The organism is Cytobacillus praedii (genome assembly GCF_001439605.1).
Taxonomy (GTDB): Bacteria; Bacillota; Bacilli; order Bacillales; family Cytobacillaceae; genus Cytobacillus; species Cytobacillus praedii.
Map to the genome: position 1 here is coordinate 38,137 of NZ_LMBX01000004.1, position 21,576 is coordinate 59,712.

Here is a 21,576-nt window from a genome sequence, read left to right on the forward strand (position 1 = left end):
GTATGTGGATTTTGCATAAAATCTTTTCAAAATTAACGAAGATTAGTCTCCTGCACGCAGCTGCTCTTGCGCTACTGATGATTATTATAAGTAGTATAACAATGAGACTGGCAGAGCCGGAGACATTTCCCCGGTTTATTGATGCTGTGTGGTGGACCATGACCACGCTTGTTACGGTCGGATATGGGGATTATTATCCTAAAAGTGATATTGGAAGAATTTTCACAATGATTCTCATCTATACTGTAGGGATTGGTGCAATGGGTGTTATTATCGGGAAGGTATTTGAAAGCTTCAGCATGTATCGAAAGTTGAAGGAGGAAGGGCAATTGACTTATTCAGGAAAGGGTCATTACATCCTAATTGGTGCATCAAAGGAGAAATTAGAAAATGTCGTGGAAGAAATTTTAAATGGCAGGGATAAATGTGATGTTGTCATTGTGGATCATGCTGAACGGACACCAATAGAACAAAATCGAGTGCATTTTGTTAGTGGTAACCCTGCTGAGGAAGAGGTGCTGTTGAAGGCGAATATCCTTGAGGCAAAATCGGTGGCAATCTTTTCGGATGATCGAAATGACTTTGCTGAATACGCTGATGGAAAAACATTGCTTACTGCTTCCAGGGTTGAACATATCTCAAAGAAATATGATAAAAATATCTATACCATTGTAGAAATAAAAAAGGACAAGCATATCGCGTTGTTTGAGCATGCAAATGTCGATGAAGTCATCCTTTCAAATGATTCTGTTTCCCGGCTTATGGCGCAGGCAGCCATTCATCATGGTTCAAGTAAATTATTCAATCAGATGTTAAGTAGCGCTGACGGTGAAAATTTATATGAAATTAAGACGAAGCCACATTGGAATACATACAGAGATGCAGCGATGGAACTATTCAATATGGGTGCAACACTCATTTCAGATGGCAGTGCGCTAGACATTGCCCGCCGCCATAATGAAAAAATCCCTGAAGATGCCAACCTGTTTATCATCTGTGATGAAATTACATATAGAAAAATTGTTGGGTGATGGAAAAAAATAAAAGTGCAGACTAGTTTAACGGTATTTTCCTGTTTAGATGTAATCCAAAGGAGGCTCCATAGATATTAAGCCTGAATGGGGAATTTTAGTAGAATAAAAACTTCATTTAGATGCGTCTCGGTGAACCGTATCACAAGTTAATTATTCATCAATTGCGCACGATCCTGAACTTAAACAATCGGGTCATTATGATGAATAAAAGAGGAAAAAATAAGAGAGAGCTCGAAGGTAATATAGGAGAAATAACTTTAAGTAGTGATGGGGGAGTAAACATGAAGGTTATTGGTCTTATTGGCGGGATGAGCTGGGAATCCTCTGTTGAATATTATCGGTTTATTAATGAAGAGGTGAAAAGAGAACTAGGAGGTCTGCACTCAGCAAAATGTCTGTTATACAGCGTTGATTTTGAAGAAATTGAACGTTATCAATCAAAAGGCGACTGGAAAAAAGCCGGCGAAGTTTTGGGTGATGTTGCCCTTTCATTGGAAAAAGGGGGTGCTGACTTCGTTGTCATCTGCACCAATACGATGCACAAGGTTGTAGATGATATACAATCAAAAATTAAAATACCTCTTTTACATATAGCTGATACAACAGCAGCCAAAATTAAAGAACAGGGCATTCGTTCAGTAGGGTTACTTGGAACAAAGTACACGATGGAACAAGACTTCTACAAATCACGTTTAGAGTCCAGTGGAATAAACGTGATTGTGCCCAATGACGAGGAAAGAGAAATTGTAAACAAAATTATTTATGATGAGTTGTGTTTGGGTGTGGTTCAACAGGCATCAAGAGATTATTATAAAAAGGTTATTCAAGGTTTAATCGAATCTGGGGCTGAAGGAATTATTTTAGGATGTACTGAAATTGGTCTATTAATCAAACCTGAGGATTCCAATTTCCCTATATTTGACACAACTTATATACATGCCCGTGAAGCGGTAAATATGTCATTAAATAAATGATGGTTATTAAAGTCTTAACATATCCTTGATTGCCGTAAAACGGCTTTCCTAATGAAATTGACAAATGTTATGTAAATAAACATTCTTAAAGTTTTTTAATACAAATAAAATAAGCAGTAGAGGCTTATTTTACAATTGGGCACAATTCTGTAGCAAGAATTGTGCTTTTTCATGTCTAAGGTAAAATTATGGATCAACATCTCTTAATGTTAATAATAGGGTGAATCTTCATAGGAAAGACTCATCGATATCGCCCAAATTCTTGTTCAAGTGGTCATTTTTTAATGATTGACAGGAACTTTTCTACTTGCCGTAGAAATTTATATTAAAAAATTTATATTGATGTCGATCTGGTAAAGTTTCATTCGTTGTATATAAAGAAACGGACCTTCCATCCAGTTTTACATCAGTTAAGTAACTAACTTTACGAAAAAATAGGAGGCAGACAATATGAGATTTATGATGATTGTTAAAGCTACATCAGATTCAGAGGCAGGGGTATTGCCTAGTCAGGAACAATTTGATGCCATGCAAAAGTATAATGAAGAACTGGTTAGAGCAGGGGTATTGCTTGCAGCTGATGGCCTGATGTCAAGCTCAAATGGTATCAGGATTTCTTACCCAGAACCTGGCGGAAAACCCAAGATTATGGACGGTCCATTTACGGAAGCAAAAGAATTGATCGCAGGATATACCTTGATCGAAGTTAAATCAAGAGAGGAAGCAATTGAATGGGCGCTTCGTATGCCTGACCCCCATGGGTTTGGCCAGGGAGAGATTGAGCTGAGACAGGTATTTGAGATTGAAGAATTAACAAATAATGACGATTTGCTGGCAAAAGAAACAGCCCTTCGTAAACAAGTCAAGGAGCAGAGACAAGCGTGAGTGTGTCAGATACACATCGAACCATTGATGCAATATGGCGAATAGAGTCCGCAAAGCTTATTGCGGTGTTAACTCGAATAGTACGGGATATCGGTCTCGCAGAGGATCTTGCCCATGATGCATTAGTGATTGCACTTGAACAATGGTCACAGAACGGGATTCCGAACAATCCTGGTGCTTGGCTTATGACTACGGCGAAGCGACGCGCTATTGATCTTATTCGCAGAAATAAGCTGCGTGATCAGAAGTATTCAGAGGTGGCCCGCAATACGGATTTATATACAGAGGATGACATGGATCATAACTTAGACGGGGAGATTGGTGACGATCTCCTTCGTTTGATCTTTATGACCTGCCATCCAGTGTTACCTCAGGAGGGCAGAGTGGCTCTTACGCTTCGTTTGTTATGTGGGCTTACAACGGATGAAATTGCACGTTCCTTTCTAGCTGCTGAAGCAACGATAGCCCAGCGAATTGTTCGAGCCAAGAGAACACTAAGAGACAGAGATATTCCTTTTGAGGTGCCTGCTGGAGAAGAACTATCAGATCGTCTTTCCGCAGTACTTGAGGTGATTTACCTTATGTTCAATGAAGGATATTCGGCAACCTCTGGGAATCAATGGATCCGCCCTCTCATTTGTCAAGAAGCGCTAAGACTCGGACGTGTACTAGCTGAGATTGTACCTTATGAACCAGAGGTTCATGGACTAGTCGCCCTAATGGAGATCCAATCTTCTCGCTTTAGAACACGGGTTAATTCTAGAGGGGAACCTGTTCTTCTTATGGATCAGAACAGAGCAGAGTGGGATCAATTGCTAATTCGCCGCGGATTAAAGGCACTCGATCGCAGCCAAAAGCTTGGACGACCGTTCGGACCTTACTCTCTTCAAGCTGCGATTTCTGCTTGTCATGCGAAGGCACCTACTGCACCTGAGACCGATTGGATTCGTATTGCGGCTCTATATGAAGCGCTGTCGAGAGTTCTGCCATCACCAATCGTCGATTTAAACCGGGCAGTCGCCGTATCTATGGCTTTTGGGCCAGATTTTGGACTTCAGATTGTCGATATGCTAGGTAACGAATCTTCCTTAAAGGGATACCATCTTCTGCCGAGCGTTCGTGGAGATCTCCTAGTGAAGCTCGGGCGATTCGATGAAGCACGTAAAGAATTTGAACACGCTGCATCTATGACCCGGAATGAGCGTGAACGGGAACTTTTACTAAAAAGAGCAGCTGAATGTAATTCAGCACATTGAAAAAAATTTTCCCGAACTGTCGATTACAGTGTTTCACAATCGTCGTTTTAGTAAGGGAAGAGTTATGGCAGCGAGTAGTGCATACAAGTGATCTTCCTATAAGGAGGAAATAATCATGCGATTTATGTTCATTGTCAAGGCAACCGGGTACTCGGAAGCAGGGGGAAATTACAACCAGAAATACACTGATGCAATGATTGCATACAAGAAGTCTTTGGCCGGCGCTGGTGTGCTTGTTTCCGCAGAGGCACTCCATCCAAGCTCAACTGGGATTAGGATCATGTATCCATCGGATAGTGAAAAGCCAGAAATACTAGTTGGTCCGTTTCTGGCAGATCAAGAGCTTATTGCGGAATATACCCTGATCGATGTCGATTCAGAAGCCGATGCACTCAATTGGGCTCTGCGGATGCCTGTTCCGACTGGCTGCGGGGAATTTAAAATCGAAGTTCGGAAGCTTAAAAAGAATCTGGGATTCTTACGATATTCAGGAACCTGTGCCTTGGAAGCCGATTTAAAGGATCAACTCAGCATGTTAAAAAATTTTTAAAAAAGTTTTTTTCTTTGTCGATTTCACCAATATATATTCGTCGTATTTTTAGAAGAACAAATTAAACTGGAAAGGTTGTTGAAAAAATGGGAGCACAATTAAATGCTTATCTAATGTCGGAGGATGCAAGAAGTCAGGCAGACTTTTACGTAGAGTCACTCGGTGGGGAAGTTCTATCAGTTAGAACATTCGGAGAGGCACCCGGATCTCCTGAAGCAATGAAGGATAAAGTCATGCATCTGTCTTTGATGGTAGCTGGAAGGAATATGTTAATGATCTCCGATTCCTTTGAACCGATATCGAGCAGCCGCAGCATCAGTCTAGCATTGACCTATGACAATGAGTCTGAGGCAAGAGAAGCACATACAAAGCTTGGTGAGGGTGGAGAGAACAAGTATCCTTTTGCATTGCAGCCATGGGGTGCGTACTATGGGGAAGTTATAGATAAATTCGGTGTTACTTGGATGATAACCAAACCGTAAAACATACAACGCGCCCAAATTTAAAAATATAAAAGGAGAGTATGCAAAATGAATCCGGAAGTAACTGATTTTATTGAAGCGTTAAAAGAACCATGGCAAGGAGAACTATCTACAAATTTACGTGAGGTCATCCACCAGGCTATACCGAATGTCCATGAACGTATGCAGTATAAGAAACCACATTTTTTAAAAAATGGAAAATACGCTGCTGTCATATCAACCTCGAAAAATGCGGTAAGCTTTACGATCTTTAATGCTGCTGAGCTGGAGCTTCCTGAAGGCAAGTTTGATGGTCCACCAGAAAGAAAAACACTGAAACTGCATGAGGGAGATACATTTGATTCCGAGCAGTTAGTATCATTGGTCAGCCAAGCATCATGCTCATTATAGTTGCTATTAAAAAGGATTGATTTTATAGATAAAGTAAAACATCCCTCTGTCTCTAGCTAATGGGAAGATACCTTAAGAAGTTGGCAAGGAAATTAACAATTGGGCGCAATTTCTGCAAAAAGAAATGCGCTCTTTCTTTATGTAAAGGGCCGTTTTTGGAATAAAGGATGGGAGTGCTTGTTAAAATTTGGTATTATTTGAAGGGGGGGGAAGTTTATTTATGGATTCTTTTTTGTTCTTTAGTGTATATTTAATACCGATTTTTGCAATCATATTTTGTCTTAATCTGGTAGAAATAATAAAGAAAGTAAAGAAAGACCAATCTACCACTACAAACACATTCTGGTTAACAACATCTTTTGTATTAATTGTATGGGGAATTGCTGTTACAGCTTATTTGGGTACATAATGTGATTATTTTAACTAATGGCTTTGTTATTATTCATTGTTGATTTTCACGTATATATTAGGCGGAGAATTTCCGTCTAATATATACTGTGGAAGCTTAAGAGGCAGATATAAGCGGAGATATTCCGCTTAACTGCTCTATAAAAGACAAAATTCCAAGGTTTGGATAATATAAGCGGAAAAACTTCCTTTATTTTTAAGGAAATATGTGTATTTCCCAAAATAAACGTAACGTAATTTTTCCGTTTATTTTTCAAACATAGTAAAATCAACATTTAGTTATAACAGAGCCTAACTAATAAAGAGCAGTGAACTTCAATAAACGGAATCTAAGCAATCATACAGGATTGTGAAATAGTCATTTGACTCTAGGGGCGTGTTTGAATGGATAATATTACTTTATTGGGAACAGGGAATTGGTTAGGCATAGTTTCTACAATATTAATAGTACTTTGCTTTTATATTAGTCTTACTTTCTTCCAAAACTTAAAATCGGGGAAGAGTATTAAAAGAGTCTAAATTAGCAGATGTTTTTTGGCTTGCTCTTGGTTTGGTGTTACCGGCATTATATAGTGTTTATCTCTATAATGAGATGATGTGGTAAGTAAAGTCTCCCTACTAAAAAATCCTGTTCGAGGTCTTCCTTTGAATTTCTAATAACGATTTTTCGAAAAAGGGTGCAATTCTGCAGTAAGAATGGTGCTCTTTCTTTAAGTAAAAGGCTAGATTGTTGAATAAAAGAAAAGGGTTTTTATTTGTCTATTAAGGAAGGTTATCTAACTATATAAAAAGGAGAAATAATATGGATTCAAGAGTTCCTTTATCCGTCCAAAAAATTCTGAGTGAATATTTGTCCTTATATCATGAGCGAATTCCTAATACACTTGAAGGATTATATTTACATGGTTCAATTGCCCTTAACGCTTATATCGATGGCTCTAGTGATATTGATTTTGTTGGAATTATAAAGCGCCACCTAACTGAAGCAGAGTTAAAAATATTAGTTGATACCCATAGAGAATTAGCAGATAAATATAAACAGACAGGAATGGACGGATGCTATCTTCTTTGGGAAGAGATGGGCAAGAAGGAAGCGGAAAGAAAAAAACGTCTATACGTAAATGAAGGCAAGGTTGGTTGGGATAATCATGCTATAAATCCGGTTACTTGGTGGATTTTGAAAGACAAAGGAATCAACATTCTTGGACCAAAAATAACTTCATTTCATTTTGAAGTGGATGAAAGTGATCTGGCAAGCTATGTGATAAACAATATGAACACCTATTGGTCCAATCGAATAAAAAGAATTGAAAGATATAAAGGAATAGCACTTCTATTGCCAAATAAAATTGTGGATGGGGAAATACAGTGGTCTATTACTGGGATGCTGCGTCAATTCTATACACTTAAAGAACATGATGTCATTTCAAAAGTAGATGCGGGAAAATTTGCAATCAGTTATATGCCAAAAAGATGGCATAGTATCATTCAAGAAGCGATAAGTATACGAGAAGGTTTAAATGTTCGTTACTTGGATTCTAAGAAACAACGGATTAATGATACTTTACAATGTATGAAATACATACTTGATTATTGTAATGATGTTTATCCAAGTCAGGATGAATGAGGTCAAGGCTAGGTAATTTAATTACGCTCTTTCTATATGTTAAGGGTGGTTTTAATGGATGCCTAAGAATTTTTCGCGATCGGACTCATTTAATAAGTAATGAGTCTTGTTTATTTAAGGGAAGATTTGGTTGAAGAAAGAAATATAGAATCTATAGTATAGTTGGTATAGATCTTGGTTTAAAGGAGTGAACATTAGTTTGAAGTTGATTTGCGAAATTTGTAAAATAGAGATTTCTAAGGAAGTAACTAAACTGGAAAATTTAATCTTTCTAAATGAAAATGAAGGTCAAGATTATATTCCTCAAGGTTTTTATATAGTTAATGATGGAAAAGCAGGCATAGAACTGAAAGGGTCTATCATTATAAATATCAAGGATTTAATTAATTCAAACTTACATCCAAATGAAAGCAGATTAAATGGATGTTGTGGTTATGATGGTTTAGATGGTATGAATCGCGTTTGCTTAAATAATCATGAAATTGGCGCCGAAAATTCGGATTGCTGGATGCCACATTTTGTTGCATTAAATCCAGATTTTGTTACATTTACTTAAATTTATTACGACATATCAGCCATTGTGTTTCACTAATAGGTGCAATATTAATAAGTTCGAATCAGTTTCAAGGAGGATTAATCCTATACACTCGGGTGTAATTCTGCAGTAAGAATTACGCTTTTTCTTTATGTTTAGGGACAAATTTTGAAATAAGAATTATAAGTAAAACTAGATATTCATCCGTACATTCCTAATCACCTTTTAAACCTCTCTGGTAATCATTTGAAAACTTTTGTCGATTTCATTTTCAGACAAATTCCAATATCTTAATATCTACCGCATCAAAATAGCCTATATCTTCAATTAAATCCCAAAGTTTTATACTTAATGTCTCCTCATTTTCTTTAAATGGTTGTAGTTTTTCAGTTGTAGTAAAGTATACTGGATTAAATTTAACAGCTCCATTTACTATATTTTTCACCTTTAATAAACCCTTGAATTCTAAATCTGTTACAATTTGTCCAGTTTCTTCATAAAGTTCTCTTATTGCACATTCCTTTGGAGTTTCATTTCCCTCTTTACTTCCAGCAGGTAATTCCCATTGTTTACGCCGACTGTTATAACAAATTAGGTATTTACCTTCACATTTGAGTACCGCAAATGAACCCGCTGCTGGTTGGAAATTATCTATATCCTCTTCTTTTGTGCTAATAAAATCAAGAAATTCAAAACCATTATTTTTGGTGATAAACAAATATCAATTCCCCCCTGCAATATAGCTAAAGAATACTTCTTGATACACCCTTTATAATCCTTTTTTTTAAATAATCCCCTAAAATAGAGGATCATTTTCATCTTCCTCTTTGAGAAATTCCCTTGAAAAATCAAATACTCCATATAACTTTCCTACTATCCATATGAATTCCTCCTACTGATTTGGTAAATCTATTAATAGGAGGGATTGAATGTGGGAACTCGAATTTTATTACTGCTAACTCTCATCTGTTTTCACTTTTCTGTGAGTACAAGTGCAGAAGCCCTATTAACAGCTGCATTTATCCGTGATAACCAGCTGTGGATAAAAAAGGGTGGTCAAGAAATACAACTCACAAAGGATAGATATGTGTATACTCCGAAATGGTCATTTGACGGTCGTTTTATTGGATATATTGATGGGGATGAAAAGGGGGGGAAATCTGATCTATTCATTTATGATACAAGGGAAAAAGAGAGCTACCAGCCTTATGTGAGGGTCGAAACTTCTGATTTTAAATGGTCTCCGAACAAAAATCAGTTGGCTTACAATGATCATGGATTATTAAATGTGACAAAAATAAAGAATGGCAGGCCACAAGGATTTGAAAATGTCTCATTAGGAGTTAGTGGTTTTGAATGGTTTCCAAACGGTAAAGAATTTATTGTTTCCTCACAATCCAACTTACTTCCTACAGGGTGGGGTCCAATTCCACTCTACAAAATTCCTATTGATGCAAATCTCGCCAAAGATAAAATGAAGCATTTTTTTACTATTCAGACCAAAGAACCTGATTTATTTGGGATTGATGCCAATTATTTTAAATGGAGTTCTGATGGGAAGTGGGTTAGCTTTTTAGTTGTTCCTACCGCTTCTTGGTCCATGGACAGCAATACGTTATGTATTCTTTCATCACAAGGGAAACACTTTCAAGCTGTGGGAAAAATGTTAGGTTTTAATGACTGGTTTAAGTGGGCACCTTCAGCTAATCAATTGGCCTATATTTCAGGAGAAGGGAGATTCTTTGTTGAAAATAAGAATATGACGATTGCTGAAATGCCAACATCTAAACAGCAGAAGGAATATACACCTAAAGGTTATGTAGACCTTAATCTGGAATGGCTCGCAAAAGATTTGGTAATTGTGGCTCGAGCGAAAGAGAACAAGGAGTGGAAAGAAGGACCCGTACCAACTATGTTCACATCACTTTACGCGATAAATTTAAAAACAGGAGAGCAAAAACAAATCTCGTTTCCAAGGGAGAATGAACTGGATGAGAATCCACAAGTTGTCGATTCTTACCTTACTTGGTTTCGAAGAAAGGCAGAGCACAATAAAGGGGACGTGTGGGTAAAGAATGCTTTAAATGGTCAAGAACATGTATGGCTTAAAAATGTTGATTACGCTCCAATGTTTTCTACACCTGAGTAAAGTCTTTAAAAATATGTTAAATGAATTTTTAACAGCAATCGTGCGCTTTCCTGTAATAAGGATTAGCGCTTATTTCATTTTAGGGCTATTTTATGGAGGAATAATACAATAATAAATGGAATCCTTAAGGTATTGATAGTAGGGGATTTGTGCAAAAGAGTAGAAGAAAGATTTGAGGAATGACATTAACCGAGGGGAGTGTAAAGTTTGGAAAATACATTATTAATGACGATAGATGCATCATTTTCTTTGAACTTTTTGATTTTCATACAAAATATTTACCTCAATCAAAATCGAGATGAAGAGGATTTAAAGTTTCCTTATTTATCAACAAGAATGCCGTTTAAGGAAGACTTTGAATTAAGGTATATAGAACTTTGGAACGACGTTTCACAAAAAATATCTGGTGATAATGGCAGCAGGGATTTAAGAATATTTTATAAAGAAAAAGAGTTGTTTTACCAACATTTGTTTGAGGATAATAGAGATAGCCAAACTAAATTTAATGAGGTCTATAAAAGCTTTCAAGTGTGGTGGGACAGCTTTGCAGGGCGATTTACAGTGGGAAGAAGTATTGATGAAACTACACAAAATTTATATTTAGATTTGGCTAATTTCCTAAAGGAAAGCGGAGTAGAACCTAAAAAGCCATTGAAAATTAGTTTAATTTACGATGAATGTTTATTGGTAAATCCTGACGTTTCATCTTATTTTGCTGTTCTTCCTACAAAAGATTTCTATATTAAATATAAAGAATTAGTTCCTAAATTAGGAGGATGCTTTTATTAAAAACTAACGGAGAAAATTGCATTCTTAAGCAAAACACTCCGTACTGTAGGTGAAAATATATTGTCACTTGAAGCGAGTGAAAATTGGAGCACTTCCTCCAGTTTTCCTCGTTTTTTTGTTTTCGAAAGCGGAGGATAAGATAGTAAAAGTAAAAACATAAAATAGCCTGGTAAATGAGTGTTTCAGGATGAAAAGAGAGGAGACAAGGGTGAATAAATGCAGCATACTCCTTTTCATCAACCCTTATTCCTAATTTTCAGGGGACAACTTTTTGTCCAATTATTTAGGGATCCTATATGTAAAATTCATTCGTTTGGAATAAAAAGGGTTGCATGAAGTTTTATAAGTGCATATAATGTGAATATAGTATATATACAATATGGAGATTTGTGAGGGTTTCATGTACAGTGCACATAATTGGTGAAATATGAGGGTGATTTTTAGGATAGTCGTAAAACTTAACTTTATTGGGGGAAGAAAGAAATAATGAAACAAGTATCGATCATCGGAGTTATTTTTATTGTAGTAATATTTGTTCTTTTAAAGGTTTATCAGGACTCAATACCAAGAATTAGCGAGCCAATAACAAATATACTAGTTTTTGTAGTATTTATAATTTTTATCATTATATTTGGATTATCTAAAATTAGTAAAAAAAGATGAGAAAAAGCAAAGAAGAGGGATTCACATGCAAATAATTCTTTCTAATAGTTCTAAGGAGCCGATTTATGAACAAATTACGAATCAAATTAAATCATCTATTTTATCAGGTGATCTACAAGATGGGGCAGCGCTGCCTTCCATGCGTCAACTCGCAAAGGATTTACAGATTAGTGTGATAACGACGAAACGTGCATATGAGGAATTAGAAAAGGCAGGCCTTATTTATTCCATTGTCGGAAAAGGTTCTTTTGTCGCAGAACAGAATGTAGAAGTCATGAGAGAAAGGAAGTTGAAGGCTATTGAGGAGCAGTTGAGTGCGGTCATAATCAATAGCAGAGAAATTGGTCTATCCATTGACGAACTGCAGCAATTATTGAAGATTTTATCTGAGGAGTGAAATGAATGGAAAATGTAGTTGATTTAAAAGATGTAACGAAAAACCTCAAAGGTTTCTCTGTTAATAATATGAATTTACAAGTGAAACAAGGCTTTATTACGGGCTTCATTGGAGAAAATGGTGCTGGTAAATCGACAACGATAAAAATGATCATGAATTTATTAAAACCTGATGCTGGAGAGGTTAAGCTTTTTGGGTTGGACTACACGACACATGAGAAAGAGATCAAGGAGCGCATTGGGTTTGTATACGATGACAATGTGTTTTTTGAAGGATTGAACTTAAAAGATATAAAGCGCATCGTTGGACCAGCTTACAAACAATGGGATGATACCTTGTTTTATCAATATGTGGAAAAATTCGAATTGCCCCTTAATAAAGCGATAAAAACGTTCTCAAAGGGGATGCAAATGAAGGCATCATTGGCGATCGCCCTGTCCCATCATGCAGAGCTAATCATAATGGACGAACCAACAGCAGGCTTAGACCCTATTTTTAAACGGGAGCTGCTGGATCTTTTACAAGAATTAATGATTGATGGGAGTCGTACCATTTTCTTCTCAACGCATATTACAACAGATTTAGATCGTATCGCCGATTATATTGCTTTTATACAGAATGGACAATTAGTGTTTAATCAGTCCATTCATGATATAGCTGAAAATTATGCGCTCGTGAAAGGAGGAATGGAACTGCTGGATAGAGACACGGAAAAGGCTTTTATCCATATTCATCCTGCGCCAACTGGTTTTGTGGCATTAACGGAAAATATTAAAGCTGTGAAAAATATCTTCGGGGATGCGGTTGTCATTGAAAGAGCATCTTTGGAAGAAATCATGTTTTATATGAAAGGAAGAAAAAGCTATGTTTAATTTAATCAGACGTGATGTCATACTCCAGAAAAGGATGCTATTAACCTATATTCCTTTTATCCTATTCTTTATTTTCATGGATAAACATCCAGCTTTAATTTTTCTGGTTGTCAGTATTTTTATCCCTTTTAACACATATTTTTACGATGAAAAAGCAGAGACAAATATTTTGTTAAATTCTTTACCTTATACACGTAAGGAAATTATTGCATCACGCTATCTTGGTGCTATTATTTACATGGGATTATCCGTTGTGATAACAAGCATCGCTTTATTTGTTTTCAATAAACCTTTTACGGTTACTGACCTTGCCATTGGCAGTGGCTTATTCCTATTATTTGCTGCTGTAACCTTCCCATTATTTTATATCTTTAAATCACGCCATATTTCATCGGTTGTTATGATTAGCTTTCTCATTTTAGCAGCTGTAGGACCGCATATTGTGTCATTTTTAGCGAAACATTTGACAACAATTACTGACTTTATTGCTAGATTATCCATTCCAGCTTTATATACGGGAGCGGCAGTTATTATCGTGATCCTTTATGCAGCCTCTTGGGGAGTAACCACGGTCATTTACCAGCGAAAAGCGTTCTAAGTGACCCTTTAAACTAGCTGGAAAATATAGATGTCAATTTCCGGCTCAGATGAATGTGTTTGCATTAAAAAACAAAGCTCGATTATATAAAATAAAGATTGATAATTGAAAAAGTTTGAAAGAAAATCCTGTTTTATGCAGGATTTTTCTTATTTAATAATAGGGTGCCATTAAGTAGCAATTTGTATCCAATAGGGATAGCAGGTTTTAAAAAATATTTAGAAAATCCAGTTGACAGTCAATCTACTGCGTGATACGATATACCTGTAGTCAGTGATACTGGATACCAATGACACTTAATAGTGAGGTGGAAAAATCTCTAAGAAAAATAATTGGGGCTATACTAAACTGTATGACAATGTACATGAGATAAGTATTACTTAATAGCATGTTTTTCTAAAAGCTATTAAGTGAAAATTTTCCTTAGTAATAAGTAATACTGAATATAAGTCAGACGGAATAGAGGAGGCTCTGAACATGGAAAATTTAACTGAAATGCTTAAGGGTTCGCTTGAAGGCTGTGTACTGGAAATCATCAGCCGCCATGAAACCTATGGCTACGAGATAACCCGCCGCCTGAACCAGCTTGGGTTTACCGAAGTCGTGGAAGGGACGGTCTATACTATCCTCGTGCGATTAGAGAGGAAAAAACTGGTGAACGTAGAAAAGAAACCTTCAGATATGGGGCCGCCCCGCAAGTTTTACTCACTTAATCAGGAAGGCCGTAAAGAACTTGAATTGTTTTGGAAAAAATGGGATTATGTATCATCAAAAATAAACGTTCTGAAGTCTGTCTAGCTGCATAAGATACTCCATCCGATAGTTTGAGAGTATCTAGTTCAGCTTTATAAAAAAAAGGAGGAAAAATAACATGATGGAAATGTTCAAAAAAATGATTGGTGATAAAAAAGAGTATAAAATGATGATGGCTCGGGTTGAAGCCCTGCCAAAGGATTACCAGTTTGTATTTAAGAAAATTCAAAACTATATGTGGAATTTCGCATCAGGCAACGGGATGGATATGCTGCACATCCAGTATGAATTAATCGAGTTGTTCGAAGCCGGTGCGGCGGATGGCAGACAGGTACTGGATATCACTGGGGATGATGTGGCGTCCTTTGCTGACGAATTAGTAGCAAATGCTAAAACCTATGTCGCCAAGTATCGTGAAGACTTGAATCAAAGTATTATGAAGCAATTAGGAAAAAAGTAAATTCAATAGATTATGCCGACTGAATAGATGGTTACAAATGTGAATTGCTCCCTTCGCTATTCAGTTATATTTTTGATAAGTAGTAAGTAATACAGAATATCAGTGAGACTAAATAGAGGGGTATAACAAACTAACTCTGCAAGGAGCATCTTATAAGGAGGAAAAAAGTATGACTATAGCGATTTCTGTAAAAGGGCTAAAAAAATCCTTTAAAGACAAGGACGTCTTAAAGGGAGTGAATTTAGAGGTACGGCGTGGTGAAATTTTCGCCTTGCTGGGCTCAAATGGAGCGGGGAAGACGACGACGGTTAACATTCTCTCGACGCTGATGAAACCTGATGACGGCAAAGCAGATATTTGCGGATTTGACGTTCAGCGTCAACCGGATCATGTTCGCCAGTGTATCAGCCTAACAGGGCAGTTCGCAGCTTTAGACGGCATGCTCACTGGGCGAGAAAACCTGATAATGATCGCCAAGTTGAGAGGCGTATCCAATCCCGCCGGGGTCGCTGATGATTTGCTTGCAAGATTCAGCCTGCATGACGCAGCAAACCGCCGGGCGGACCAGTATTCCGGCGGGATGAAACGCCGGCTTGACATAGCCATGAGCCTGATCGGGAAGCCTTCAGTCATTTTTCTCGACGAACCGACGACAGGGCTTGATCCCGAAGCGCGGATTGAAGTCTGGGATACCGTTAAGCAGCTCGCCGGAGCCGGTACGACTATATTGCTGACCACGCAGTACCTGGAGGAAGCAGAACAACTGGCGGACCGTATTGCTATCCTGCATGGAGGAGAAATCATCACGACCGGTACCCTTACTGAACTTAAAGAGATGTTCCCGCCAGCAAAAGTAGAGTACATCGAGAAGCAGCCGACATTGGAGGAAATTTTCCTCGCGATTATCGGCAAAAAGGAGGTAATGTAAATGAAAAGCAAAACTGGTGTATTATTAGGGCGTTTAATGCGTAATATCATGCGCAGCCCAGACACGATTATCACAGTTGCGATTACGCCGATTATGATGATGCTGCTGTTTGTCTACGTATTTGGCGGTGCCATTGAGACCGGCACTGATAACTACGTCAATTATTTATTGCCGGGAATATTGCTGATGGCCATCGCATCTGGCGTTGCCTACACCTCTTTGCGGCTGTTTACGGATATAAAGAGTGGGCTGATGGCCCGTTTCATTACCATGCCCATCAAGCGCTCGTCGGTCATGTGGGCTCACGTGTTGACCTCCCTTGTTTCCAATTCGCTAACTGTCGTGGTGGTTTTCCTTGTCGCGCTATTAATGGGCTTCCGTTCTAGCGCTAATATCCTAGAGTGGCTTGCTGTAGCTGGAATAATCGGTTTGTTTACGCTTGCGCTGACCTGGCTGGCGATCATTCCTGGATTAACAGCGAAGTCTATGGAAGGGTCGTATGCCTACTCGTACCCATTGATTTTCCTGCCGTTTATCAGTTCAGCTTTTGTTCCTACTGAAACGATGCCTAAAGTTGTCCGTGCGTTCGCTGAGAACCAGCCTGTGACTTCAATTGTTAATTCGATTCGTGCCCTCTTGTATGATGGGGCTGTTGGCAACGATATCTGGATCGCGCTTGCCTGGTGCGTCGGCATCATGGTCATTGCTTATTTCCTTGCCAGTAAAGTATTTAAACGCCAATTAGGTTAAGTACATCATCAGTTCGGTGTTTCGTGACAACTAAATCTTCCAAATTAAAATATATGTTTGAGAAAGCACGGAAAAACTTTCCGTGCTTTAATTATTTTTATAATGATTGTCGAAATAACACTTTCATGTTATTTAACAATCGTGCACTTTTCAGTAGTAATCATAGCGCTCATTCTTTATGTATAAATGGGTGCAATATTTCAATTATGATAATCGCTTTTTTCTTGTTCTAAAGTTCCGTTCAGTTGGGGAGAATCTGTACATGAAGTCACAGGCAGTTAAACAGGATTCGTACTCTGCTGCTGGAAATACCAGCACTTGTTCGTTTAATGTAAGGGTAATTACAGATCTATGCCTATTTTTAAGTAACAGGTGTCGTAAGTGCGGGAAATAATTCCAACCTTTTCGGTATGAAGATTATAGGGCATTTCTAGTGTAGGAAATGATAAGAGTTGCATCCCTATTTCTGTTTAATAACGTAGAAAAAACAGAGTGCGATGATTAAAAATTTCGCACTCTTAAATTACTGTATTAAATTTAATTAGGGATGAACAATTTACGGTTAACACAATATCATTCTATTTAAAATAAATCCTGTCAGACAATCAACCACACCTGTTTTATACTTACTTGCTGGTTAAATTCAGACATCGTTAATTCACAAGTTTATTTAAATAACCCTTCCGAATAAAGAAAAAGCTAATTATAAACAGCAATAAAAATATACCTAAGCCAATGGCTGTTAGTTGATAAAATGCCAGTGAGATATGGTTATGCATACCGAACAGAGTTGCAAATAAAATAAAGGCCGCAAATGTAAAAGGGATAAAAATTAAGGCTGCCAGCTCTTTTGTCACAACAGATGCTAATTCTTTAATGGAGAAACCAATTTTTCTAATGCCTGAAAATTTTTCTCTTTCTCGTTCAAGTGATGTTTGGAGGTAAAAATAAAGAATACTCATTGCTGCGCTCATAAAAATCAGACTTAGCATAAAACCAATGAAGAACATTATGCTTTTTACAAACTTTTCCACATCATATAATTCAATTTTAGAAGCCATTAAGCGTACATCAGGTTCTGTATTAATTTTTGATAAAATCGTTTTAGCTGTATGGACCTTGTTTGTCCAATCATCCAATTCATAAGCAAATATTTTATACTCTGGATACTTAATTGTTTCATATACTTTATCAGGAACGATATAGTATACATTTTGTAATCCGGTTGATAAAATATTATTGTTTTCTAACCCCGTAAATTCAAGGTTTCCAAATGGGTAATCCTGAATGGAGTCTTTGTTAGGATGAACACCTTCATGACCAGCTGCAACAAAATACTCCTTGTCGTCTAACGTTAGAGGCTTATGCTGGCCAAGCTGATTGAAATTCGTAACAGACATAAAAGCAATCCTGCGCTTTTCATCGGTTTTAAAGGAAGAGTAGTATGCTTCATAATTACCTGCTTCATCTAAGGTCGCTTCAATAAATGTGCTATCTTTCTTAGCTTCTAATTCGTTACCAGGGAGTGACGTATATTGGAAGCTATAAGGATATAATATTTCTGTTTTTTCCTTTACATTGTAGTAAGAGCTATATAGTACGCTTGTACAAACAAAGGCACCCAATAGTAAGATTGTTAATAAATAGATGATATGGGCATGTGAACGTCCTTTCGCCTTTAAGTTTGAAACAAATAGCATATTGGTTTTTCTAAAATATGACGGATGCTTTTGCCATACACGAATGGCTGCTAACATTCCTTGTGTGATTGTAAAGTAGATAGCTAATAATAGACTAATAAACAACACAATGTAAGAGATCATTCCAAAGGATGCCACCCAATTCATTTCCTTTATCATAGAAAAGAGCATAAACACACTCACGATGATGGATCCTATTAGTTTAAATGGTGCAGGTTTAATCAGCTTTTCCTGTGTAATATCTGCTTTTAAAAGTTGAACAATTTCTTCCTTTTTAATCATACGTGTCATAAATTTGGTAACAACTAAGAAAAGAAGAGAAAATAAAACAACCGTTAATAGGATAGCTTTAATTGGGACATACATGCCAAAGGTTTCCGCTCGTAATATCTTTTTGGCAACCATTAAAAATAACGGTGCAATAACAAGCCCGGACACAATAGCTGTAATAATGGCTGCACCAGCAATGATCATATTTTCTCTAAAAACCATTTTGCGGATTTGCCTCATGGAAGCACCCATCATCATAAAGGTACCTAGCGTTTTCGTTTTCTTTTTCAAAAAAGCGAACAACGAATAGATAATAAAGACAATAGAAAAAACATAAATAAAGAAGCTGGCTAACAGCATTGTTATTCCTAATGTACTAGTCGTATCCAATTTCACCAACATTGGATGAAAAGCTGTAGTTGCGAACAGGAAAAAAACTAATATAGAAAATACACTGCTTATAAAGTAAGAAATGTATGTCGACTTATCGCGTAGAATATTTTGAACAACAATATGGTTAAAATTCATGCTGGCCACCACCTAAAAATGTGAGTGTGTCCATAATTTCTTGGTAAAATTGCTGTTTGTTTTTGCCGCGATGGATCTCATTATAGAGAATACCGTCTTGTATAAAAATGACACGCTCAGCAAAACTAGCAACGTAGGCATCATGTGTCACCATTAAAATGGCTGTATTAAAGGTTTTATTTATCGATTCAAATAACGTCATCACACTATTCACAGATTTAGAATCCAAGTTTCCAGTCGGTTCATCTGCTAATAATAATTTTGGATTATGAATAACTGCTCTTGCAATCGCCACACGCTGCTTCTGTCCACCAGAAATTTCAAACGTTCGCTTTTTTAATATTTCCTCAATCCCTAAAAAGGCAACGACTTTCGCTAAACTCTGTTTCATATCTTTCTCTGTTACAGAATCAAGTGTTAAAGGAAGCAATATATTCTCCTCGACTGTTAATGTGTGGACAAGATTAAAATCCTGAAAGACAAAGCCTAATTCTGTACGTCGAAACCTTGCTAGTTCATCATCATTTAATTTATAGGGATCTTTTGAATTGATTATGATTGAACCATTAGAAGGGCGATCGATGGTGGAAATGCAATTAAGGAAGGTCGTTTTTCCACTGCCAGATGGGCCCATCACCGCAACAAATTCTTTCTCCCCTAAATGAAAATCGATGCCTTTTAAAGCTTTATATGTGATTTCACCCGTATATTCTTTTTGCAGTTGCTTTACATTTAAAATGGTATTTGTCATTACGGTTTCACTCCTTGGTGCTCTTTGATACGTTTAGTATAAACAAACCGTTCTCCCCATAAAATCTTTCAACATGACAGCAATATGACAGAATTGTCATATTCAAAAACGGCTGCCTTATTTGGCAGCCGTCAACCTTCCGGTAAAATCAATCATAAAGATTGTTTCATTATGAGCAGAGGATAACTTATATGGATGATGCAGTGTAGAGAGTATTTTCTTGACTAAATATAGTCCGATACCAGTTGCTTCACCTTGAATGCGTCCCTTTGTTCCAGTGTAAAACAATTCAAATACACGGTTAATTTCACTTTCTGGTATCGTTTCGCCTTTATTCTTGATCCATAACTGACCATTTTCATAATGAATGAGAACGAAGGATTTCTTTTCACCATATTTCACAGCATTGCTTACGAGCTGGTAGAGAACAACTCTAAGCCATTTACGATCAGAATAAATGAAGATCTTTTCATCGATTGTACTTTTAGGGTATACTTCCATCTCAATAAAGTAATCTTTTAAATCGTTAGCCACTTCTTGGACTAGACTCTTTAAGGATATCGATTCAATCTTTAGATCAGCTAATAATTGGGATGAACGGCTATAAGTTAATAGCTGATTTAAAGAGAAATTCACTTTATCGCATTCTTTTTTTACTTTTTGCCATTCTAGGAGTAAACTTGGTTCTTTCATTTGATTCGTTTGTATAAGTAATTGAATGACAGAAAGCGGTGTTTTCATTTGGTGAACAGTTTGGGAAACCATTAGCTGCTGTTCATGTAAGAAATCTTTGTGCTCATCCTCTTTTGAAAGAAAAAGGGACTGAATAAATTGCATTTGATTTGCATATGCCTTTTCAACCGGAGCCTGAGGATGATGAATCAATAACTCATCTGCCCCCAATCCCTTTTCATTCAAATGTGCATACATTTTTTTGCGTCGAAGATATCGAAATAAAAGAAGAATGGCTAATAAAAGGATAGCTAAAAAGATAAAGTAGACATAATGATTGCTCATGTCATCAAGTCGATGAATGACAATTGGCAAGCAAATCATCGAGATAATATAAAGAATGATAAAGCTTAAATGATCTTGAAAAAAAAGCTTCATACGCTTTTCTCCGTTAATTGATAGCCAATCCCTCGGATCGTTGTTATTGCTAATGATGAATGAATAGCTTCTAATCTTTTGCGTAATCGAACAATATTGACTGTAAGTGTATTTTCTTCGACGAATGTCTCATTATCCCAAATGGCTCCCAGCAGCTGCTGCCTTGTCACAACGTTAGGGAATGCCTCAAAGAGGACAGAACATAACTGAAGTTCCTTTATTGTCAATAATATCTCGTGTTCGTGTGTAAATAATCGAACAGTATCCAAATTTAAAGTAGTATTTCCTACTTTCAACTTTCGAGTTTGCAAATCCTCCGCATATTCCCCATAGACTCGGCGAATTTGTCCATTTATTTTTGCTAGAACTACATCCATTAAAAAAGGTTTGGTTATGAAGTCATCTGCCCCATTTTCGATCCCATACACTTGATCTAACTCACTCATACGAGCAGAAAGGATTGTAATGGGACAATTTGATACTTGCCTAATTTTTCGAGACCAATAATAGCCATCAAAGGCGGGAAGATTAATATCCATAATAACGAGATGCGGTTGGAATTCTTGGAAAGTATCAAGTACCCTTTCAAAATCCTCTACAATATGGCAAACATAATTATATTTTTCAAAATGATTTTTTAATGTGTTCGCAATATTCATTTCATCTTCAACGATTAATAGTTTATACATTGCATCCCCCTGTGTATCGGTGCGAGTA

The 21,576-nt window shown here is 37.0% G+C and carries 23 protein-coding genes; 18 read left to right on the plus strand and 5 right to left on the minus strand.

Going from position 1 to position 21,576, the window contains the following annotated elements; all coding sequences use genetic code 11:
* The first annotated feature begins 2 nt into the window (after positions 1-2).
* The 9 genes from ASU02_RS05610 to ASU02_RS05655 all read left to right on the plus strand — a co-directional run bounded on the left by ASU02_RS05610 (position 3) and on the right by ASU02_RS05655 (position 8,162).
* Positions 3-1,031, plus strand: coding sequence for a potassium channel family protein (locus tag ASU02_RS05610; protein ID WP_057761834.1), 1,029 nt, complete (start codon positions 3-5; stop codon positions 1,029-1,031).
* A 284-nt stretch (positions 1,032-1,315) separates the two neighbouring features.
* Entirely contained in the window at positions 1,316-2,008 is a 693-nt protein-coding gene (locus ASU02_RS05615; RefSeq protein WP_057761836.1) for an aspartate/glutamate racemase family protein, read from the plus strand.
* Between the two features lie 450 nt (positions 2,009-2,458).
* A complete protein-coding gene (locus tag ASU02_RS05620) occupies positions 2,459-2,893 on the plus strand; it encodes a YciI family protein (RefSeq protein WP_057761838.1) in 435 nt (144 codons plus the stop codon).
* On the plus strand, positions 2,890-4,149 hold the full coding sequence (locus tag ASU02_RS05625) for an RNA polymerase sigma factor (protein WP_057761840.1): 1,260 nt from the start codon (positions 2,890-2,892) through the stop codon (positions 4,147-4,149). Before ASU02_RS05620 ends, ASU02_RS05625 begins: the two co-directional genes overlap by 4 nt.
* 115 nt (positions 4,150-4,264) lie before the next feature.
* The gene (locus ASU02_RS05630; RefSeq protein WP_057761842.1) at positions 4,265-4,699 is read left to right on the plus strand and encodes a YciI family protein; all 435 of its coding nucleotides are present in this window, start codon (positions 4,265-4,267) and stop codon (positions 4,697-4,699) included.
* A gap of 86 nt (positions 4,700-4,785) precedes the next feature.
* Positions 4,786-5,181 carry a VOC family protein gene (locus ASU02_RS05635; RefSeq protein ID WP_057761844.1) on the plus strand — a complete coding sequence of 132 codons (396 nt, stop codon included), beginning with the start codon at positions 4,786-4,788 and terminating at the stop codon, positions 5,179-5,181.
* A 48-nt stretch (positions 5,182-5,229) separates the two neighbouring features.
* Positions 5,230-5,571: a DUF1801 domain-containing protein gene (locus ASU02_RS05640; RefSeq protein WP_057761846.1), complete on the plus strand. Its 342-nt coding sequence runs from the start codon at positions 5,230-5,232 to the stop codon at positions 5,569-5,571.
* A gap of 1,210 nt (positions 5,572-6,781) precedes the next feature.
* Positions 6,782-7,606, plus strand: coding sequence for an aminoglycoside adenylyltransferase domain-containing protein (locus tag ASU02_RS05650; protein ID WP_057761849.1), 825 nt, complete (start codon positions 6,782-6,784; stop codon positions 7,604-7,606).
* Between the two features lie 199 nt (positions 7,607-7,805).
* Entirely contained in the window at positions 7,806-8,162 is a 357-nt protein-coding gene (locus ASU02_RS05655) for a hypothetical protein (RefSeq protein WP_057761851.1), read from the plus strand.
* Positions 8,163-8,412: 250 nt separating this feature from the next.
* Here the strand turns inward: ASU02_RS05655 and ASU02_RS05660 are convergent, their stop codons facing one another.
* The gene (locus ASU02_RS05660) at positions 8,413-8,859 is read right to left on the minus strand and encodes an NUDIX hydrolase (protein WP_057761854.1); all 447 of its coding nucleotides are present in this window, start codon (positions 8,857-8,859) and stop codon (positions 8,413-8,415) included.
* Between the two features lie 213 nt (positions 8,860-9,072).
* Between ASU02_RS05660 and ASU02_RS05665 the strand changes: the two genes are divergently transcribed.
* The 9 genes from ASU02_RS05665 to ASU02_RS05705 all read left to right on the plus strand — a co-directional run bounded on the left by ASU02_RS05665 (position 9,073) and on the right by ASU02_RS05705 (position 16,500).
* Positions 9,073-10,290 (plus strand): TolB-like translocation protein, encoded by a 1,218-nt coding sequence (locus ASU02_RS05665; RefSeq protein ID WP_057761856.1) that lies wholly within the window; start codon positions 9,073-9,075, stop codon positions 10,288-10,290.
* A gap of 207 nt (positions 10,291-10,497) precedes the next feature.
* Entirely contained in the window at positions 10,498-11,079 is a 582-nt protein-coding gene (locus tag ASU02_RS05670) for a hypothetical protein (RefSeq protein ID WP_057761857.1), read from the plus strand.
* A gap of 688 nt (positions 11,080-11,767) precedes the next feature.
* Positions 11,768-12,139 carry a GntR family transcriptional regulator gene (locus ASU02_RS05675; RefSeq protein WP_057761859.1) on the plus strand — a complete coding sequence of 124 codons (372 nt, stop codon included), beginning with the start codon at positions 11,768-11,770 and terminating at the stop codon, positions 12,137-12,139.
* Positions 12,140-12,144: 5 nt separating this feature from the next.
* Positions 12,145-13,011, plus strand: coding sequence for an ABC transporter ATP-binding protein (locus ASU02_RS05680; protein ID WP_057761861.1), 867 nt, complete (start codon positions 12,145-12,147; stop codon positions 13,009-13,011).
* Entirely contained in the window at positions 13,004-13,609 is a 606-nt protein-coding gene (locus ASU02_RS05685; protein WP_057761863.1) for an ABC-2 transporter permease, read from the plus strand. Before ASU02_RS05680 ends, ASU02_RS05685 begins: the two co-directional genes overlap by 8 nt.
* 477 nt (positions 13,610-14,086) lie before the next feature.
* Positions 14,087-14,407, plus strand: a complete 321-nt coding sequence (locus ASU02_RS05690; protein WP_057761865.1) for a PadR family transcriptional regulator — start codon at positions 14,087-14,089, stop codon at positions 14,405-14,407.
* Between the two features lie 73 nt (positions 14,408-14,480).
* The gene (locus tag ASU02_RS05695) at positions 14,481-14,822 is read left to right on the plus strand and encodes a DUF1048 domain-containing protein (RefSeq protein ID WP_057761867.1); all 342 of its coding nucleotides are present in this window, start codon (positions 14,481-14,483) and stop codon (positions 14,820-14,822) included.
* A 169-nt stretch (positions 14,823-14,991) separates the two neighbouring features.
* Positions 14,992-15,750 (plus strand): ABC transporter ATP-binding protein, encoded by a 759-nt coding sequence (locus ASU02_RS05700; RefSeq protein ID WP_057761869.1) that lies wholly within the window; start codon positions 14,992-14,994, stop codon positions 15,748-15,750.
* Positions 15,751-16,500: an ABC transporter permease gene (locus tag ASU02_RS05705; protein ID WP_057761871.1), complete on the plus strand. Its 750-nt coding sequence runs from the start codon at positions 15,751-15,753 to the stop codon at positions 16,498-16,500.
* 653 nt (positions 16,501-17,153) lie between these two features.
* Here the strand turns inward: ASU02_RS05705 and ASU02_RS05710 are convergent.
* The 4 genes from ASU02_RS05710 to ASU02_RS05725 all read right to left on the minus strand — a co-directional run bounded on the left by ASU02_RS05710 (position 17,154) and on the right by ASU02_RS05725 (position 21,548).
* The gene (locus ASU02_RS05710; protein ID WP_057761873.1) at positions 17,154-18,998 is read right to left on the minus strand and encodes an FtsX-like permease family protein; all 1,845 of its coding nucleotides are present in this window, start codon (positions 18,996-18,998) and stop codon (positions 17,154-17,156) included.
* Positions 18,988-19,749, minus strand: a complete 762-nt coding sequence (locus tag ASU02_RS05715; RefSeq protein ID WP_057761875.1) for an ABC transporter ATP-binding protein — start codon at positions 19,747-19,749, stop codon at positions 18,988-18,990. The genes ASU02_RS05710 and ASU02_RS05715 overlap by 11 nt, the downstream gene beginning before the upstream one ends.
* A 117-nt stretch (positions 19,750-19,866) precedes the next feature.
* Positions 19,867-20,859 carry a sensor histidine kinase gene (locus ASU02_RS05720; RefSeq protein WP_057761877.1) on the minus strand — a complete coding sequence of 331 codons (993 nt, stop codon included), beginning with the start codon at positions 20,857-20,859 and terminating at the stop codon, positions 19,867-19,869.
* Positions 20,856-21,548: a response regulator transcription factor gene (locus tag ASU02_RS05725; protein ID WP_057761879.1), complete on the minus strand. Its 693-nt coding sequence runs from the start codon at positions 21,546-21,548 to the stop codon at positions 20,856-20,858. Before ASU02_RS05725 ends, ASU02_RS05720 begins: the two co-directional genes overlap by 4 nt.
* Positions 21,549-21,576: the final 28 nt, after the last annotated feature.

Bases quoted from the DNA above. Each gene is read 5' to 3' on its own strand.
- ASU02_RS05610 (WP_057761834.1), top strand. From the start codon at position 3: ATGTGGATTTTGCATAAAATCTTTTCAAAATTAACGAAGATTAGTCTC.
- ASU02_RS05615 (WP_057761836.1), top strand. From the start codon at position 1,316: ATGAAGGTTATTGGTCTTATTGGCGGGATGAGCTGGGAATCCTCTGTT.
- ASU02_RS05620 (WP_057761838.1), top strand. From the start codon at position 2,459: ATGAGATTTATGATGATTGTTAAAGCTACATCAGATTCAGAGGCAGGG.
- ASU02_RS05630 (WP_057761842.1), top strand. From the start codon at position 4,265: ATGCGATTTATGTTCATTGTCAAGGCAACCGGGTACTCGGAAGCAGGG.
- ASU02_RS05635 (WP_057761844.1), top strand. From the start codon at position 4,786: ATGGGAGCACAATTAAATGCTTATCTAATGTCGGAGGATGCAAGAAGT.
- ASU02_RS05640 (WP_057761846.1), top strand. From the start codon at position 5,230: ATGAATCCGGAAGTAACTGATTTTATTGAAGCGTTAAAAGAACCATGG.
- ASU02_RS05650 (WP_057761849.1), top strand. From the start codon at position 6,782: ATGGATTCAAGAGTTCCTTTATCCGTCCAAAAAATTCTGAGTGAATAT.
- ASU02_RS05675 (WP_057761859.1), top strand. From the start codon at position 11,768: ATGCAAATAATTCTTTCTAATAGTTCTAAGGAGCCGATTTATGAACAA.
- ASU02_RS05680 (WP_057761861.1), top strand. From the start codon at position 12,145: ATGGAAAATGTAGTTGATTTAAAAGATGTAACGAAAAACCTCAAAGGT.
- ASU02_RS05685 (WP_057761863.1), top strand. From the start codon at position 13,004: ATGTTTAATTTAATCAGACGTGATGTCATACTCCAGAAAAGGATGCTA.
- ASU02_RS05690 (WP_057761865.1), top strand. From the start codon at position 14,087: ATGGAAAATTTAACTGAAATGCTTAAGGGTTCGCTTGAAGGCTGTGTA.
- ASU02_RS05695 (WP_057761867.1), top strand. From the start codon at position 14,481: ATGATGGAAATGTTCAAAAAAATGATTGGTGATAAAAAAGAGTATAAA.
- ASU02_RS05700 (WP_057761869.1), top strand. From the start codon at position 14,992: ATGACTATAGCGATTTCTGTAAAAGGGCTAAAAAAATCCTTTAAAGAC.
- ASU02_RS05705 (WP_057761871.1), top strand. From the start codon at position 15,751: ATGAAAAGCAAAACTGGTGTATTATTAGGGCGTTTAATGCGTAATATC.
- ASU02_RS05710 (WP_057761873.1), bottom strand. From the start codon at position 18,998: ATGAATTTTAACCATATTGTTGTTCAAAATATTCTACGCGATAAGTCG.
- ASU02_RS05715 (WP_057761875.1), bottom strand. From the start codon at position 19,749: ATGACAAATACCATTTTAAATGTAAAGCAACTGCAAAAAGAATATACG.
- ASU02_RS05720 (WP_057761877.1), bottom strand. From the start codon at position 20,859: ATGAAGCTTTTTTTTCAAGATCATTTAAGCTTTATCATTCTTTATATT.
- ASU02_RS05725 (WP_057761879.1), bottom strand. From the start codon at position 21,548: ATGTATAAACTATTAATCGTTGAAGATGAAATGAATATTGCGAACACA.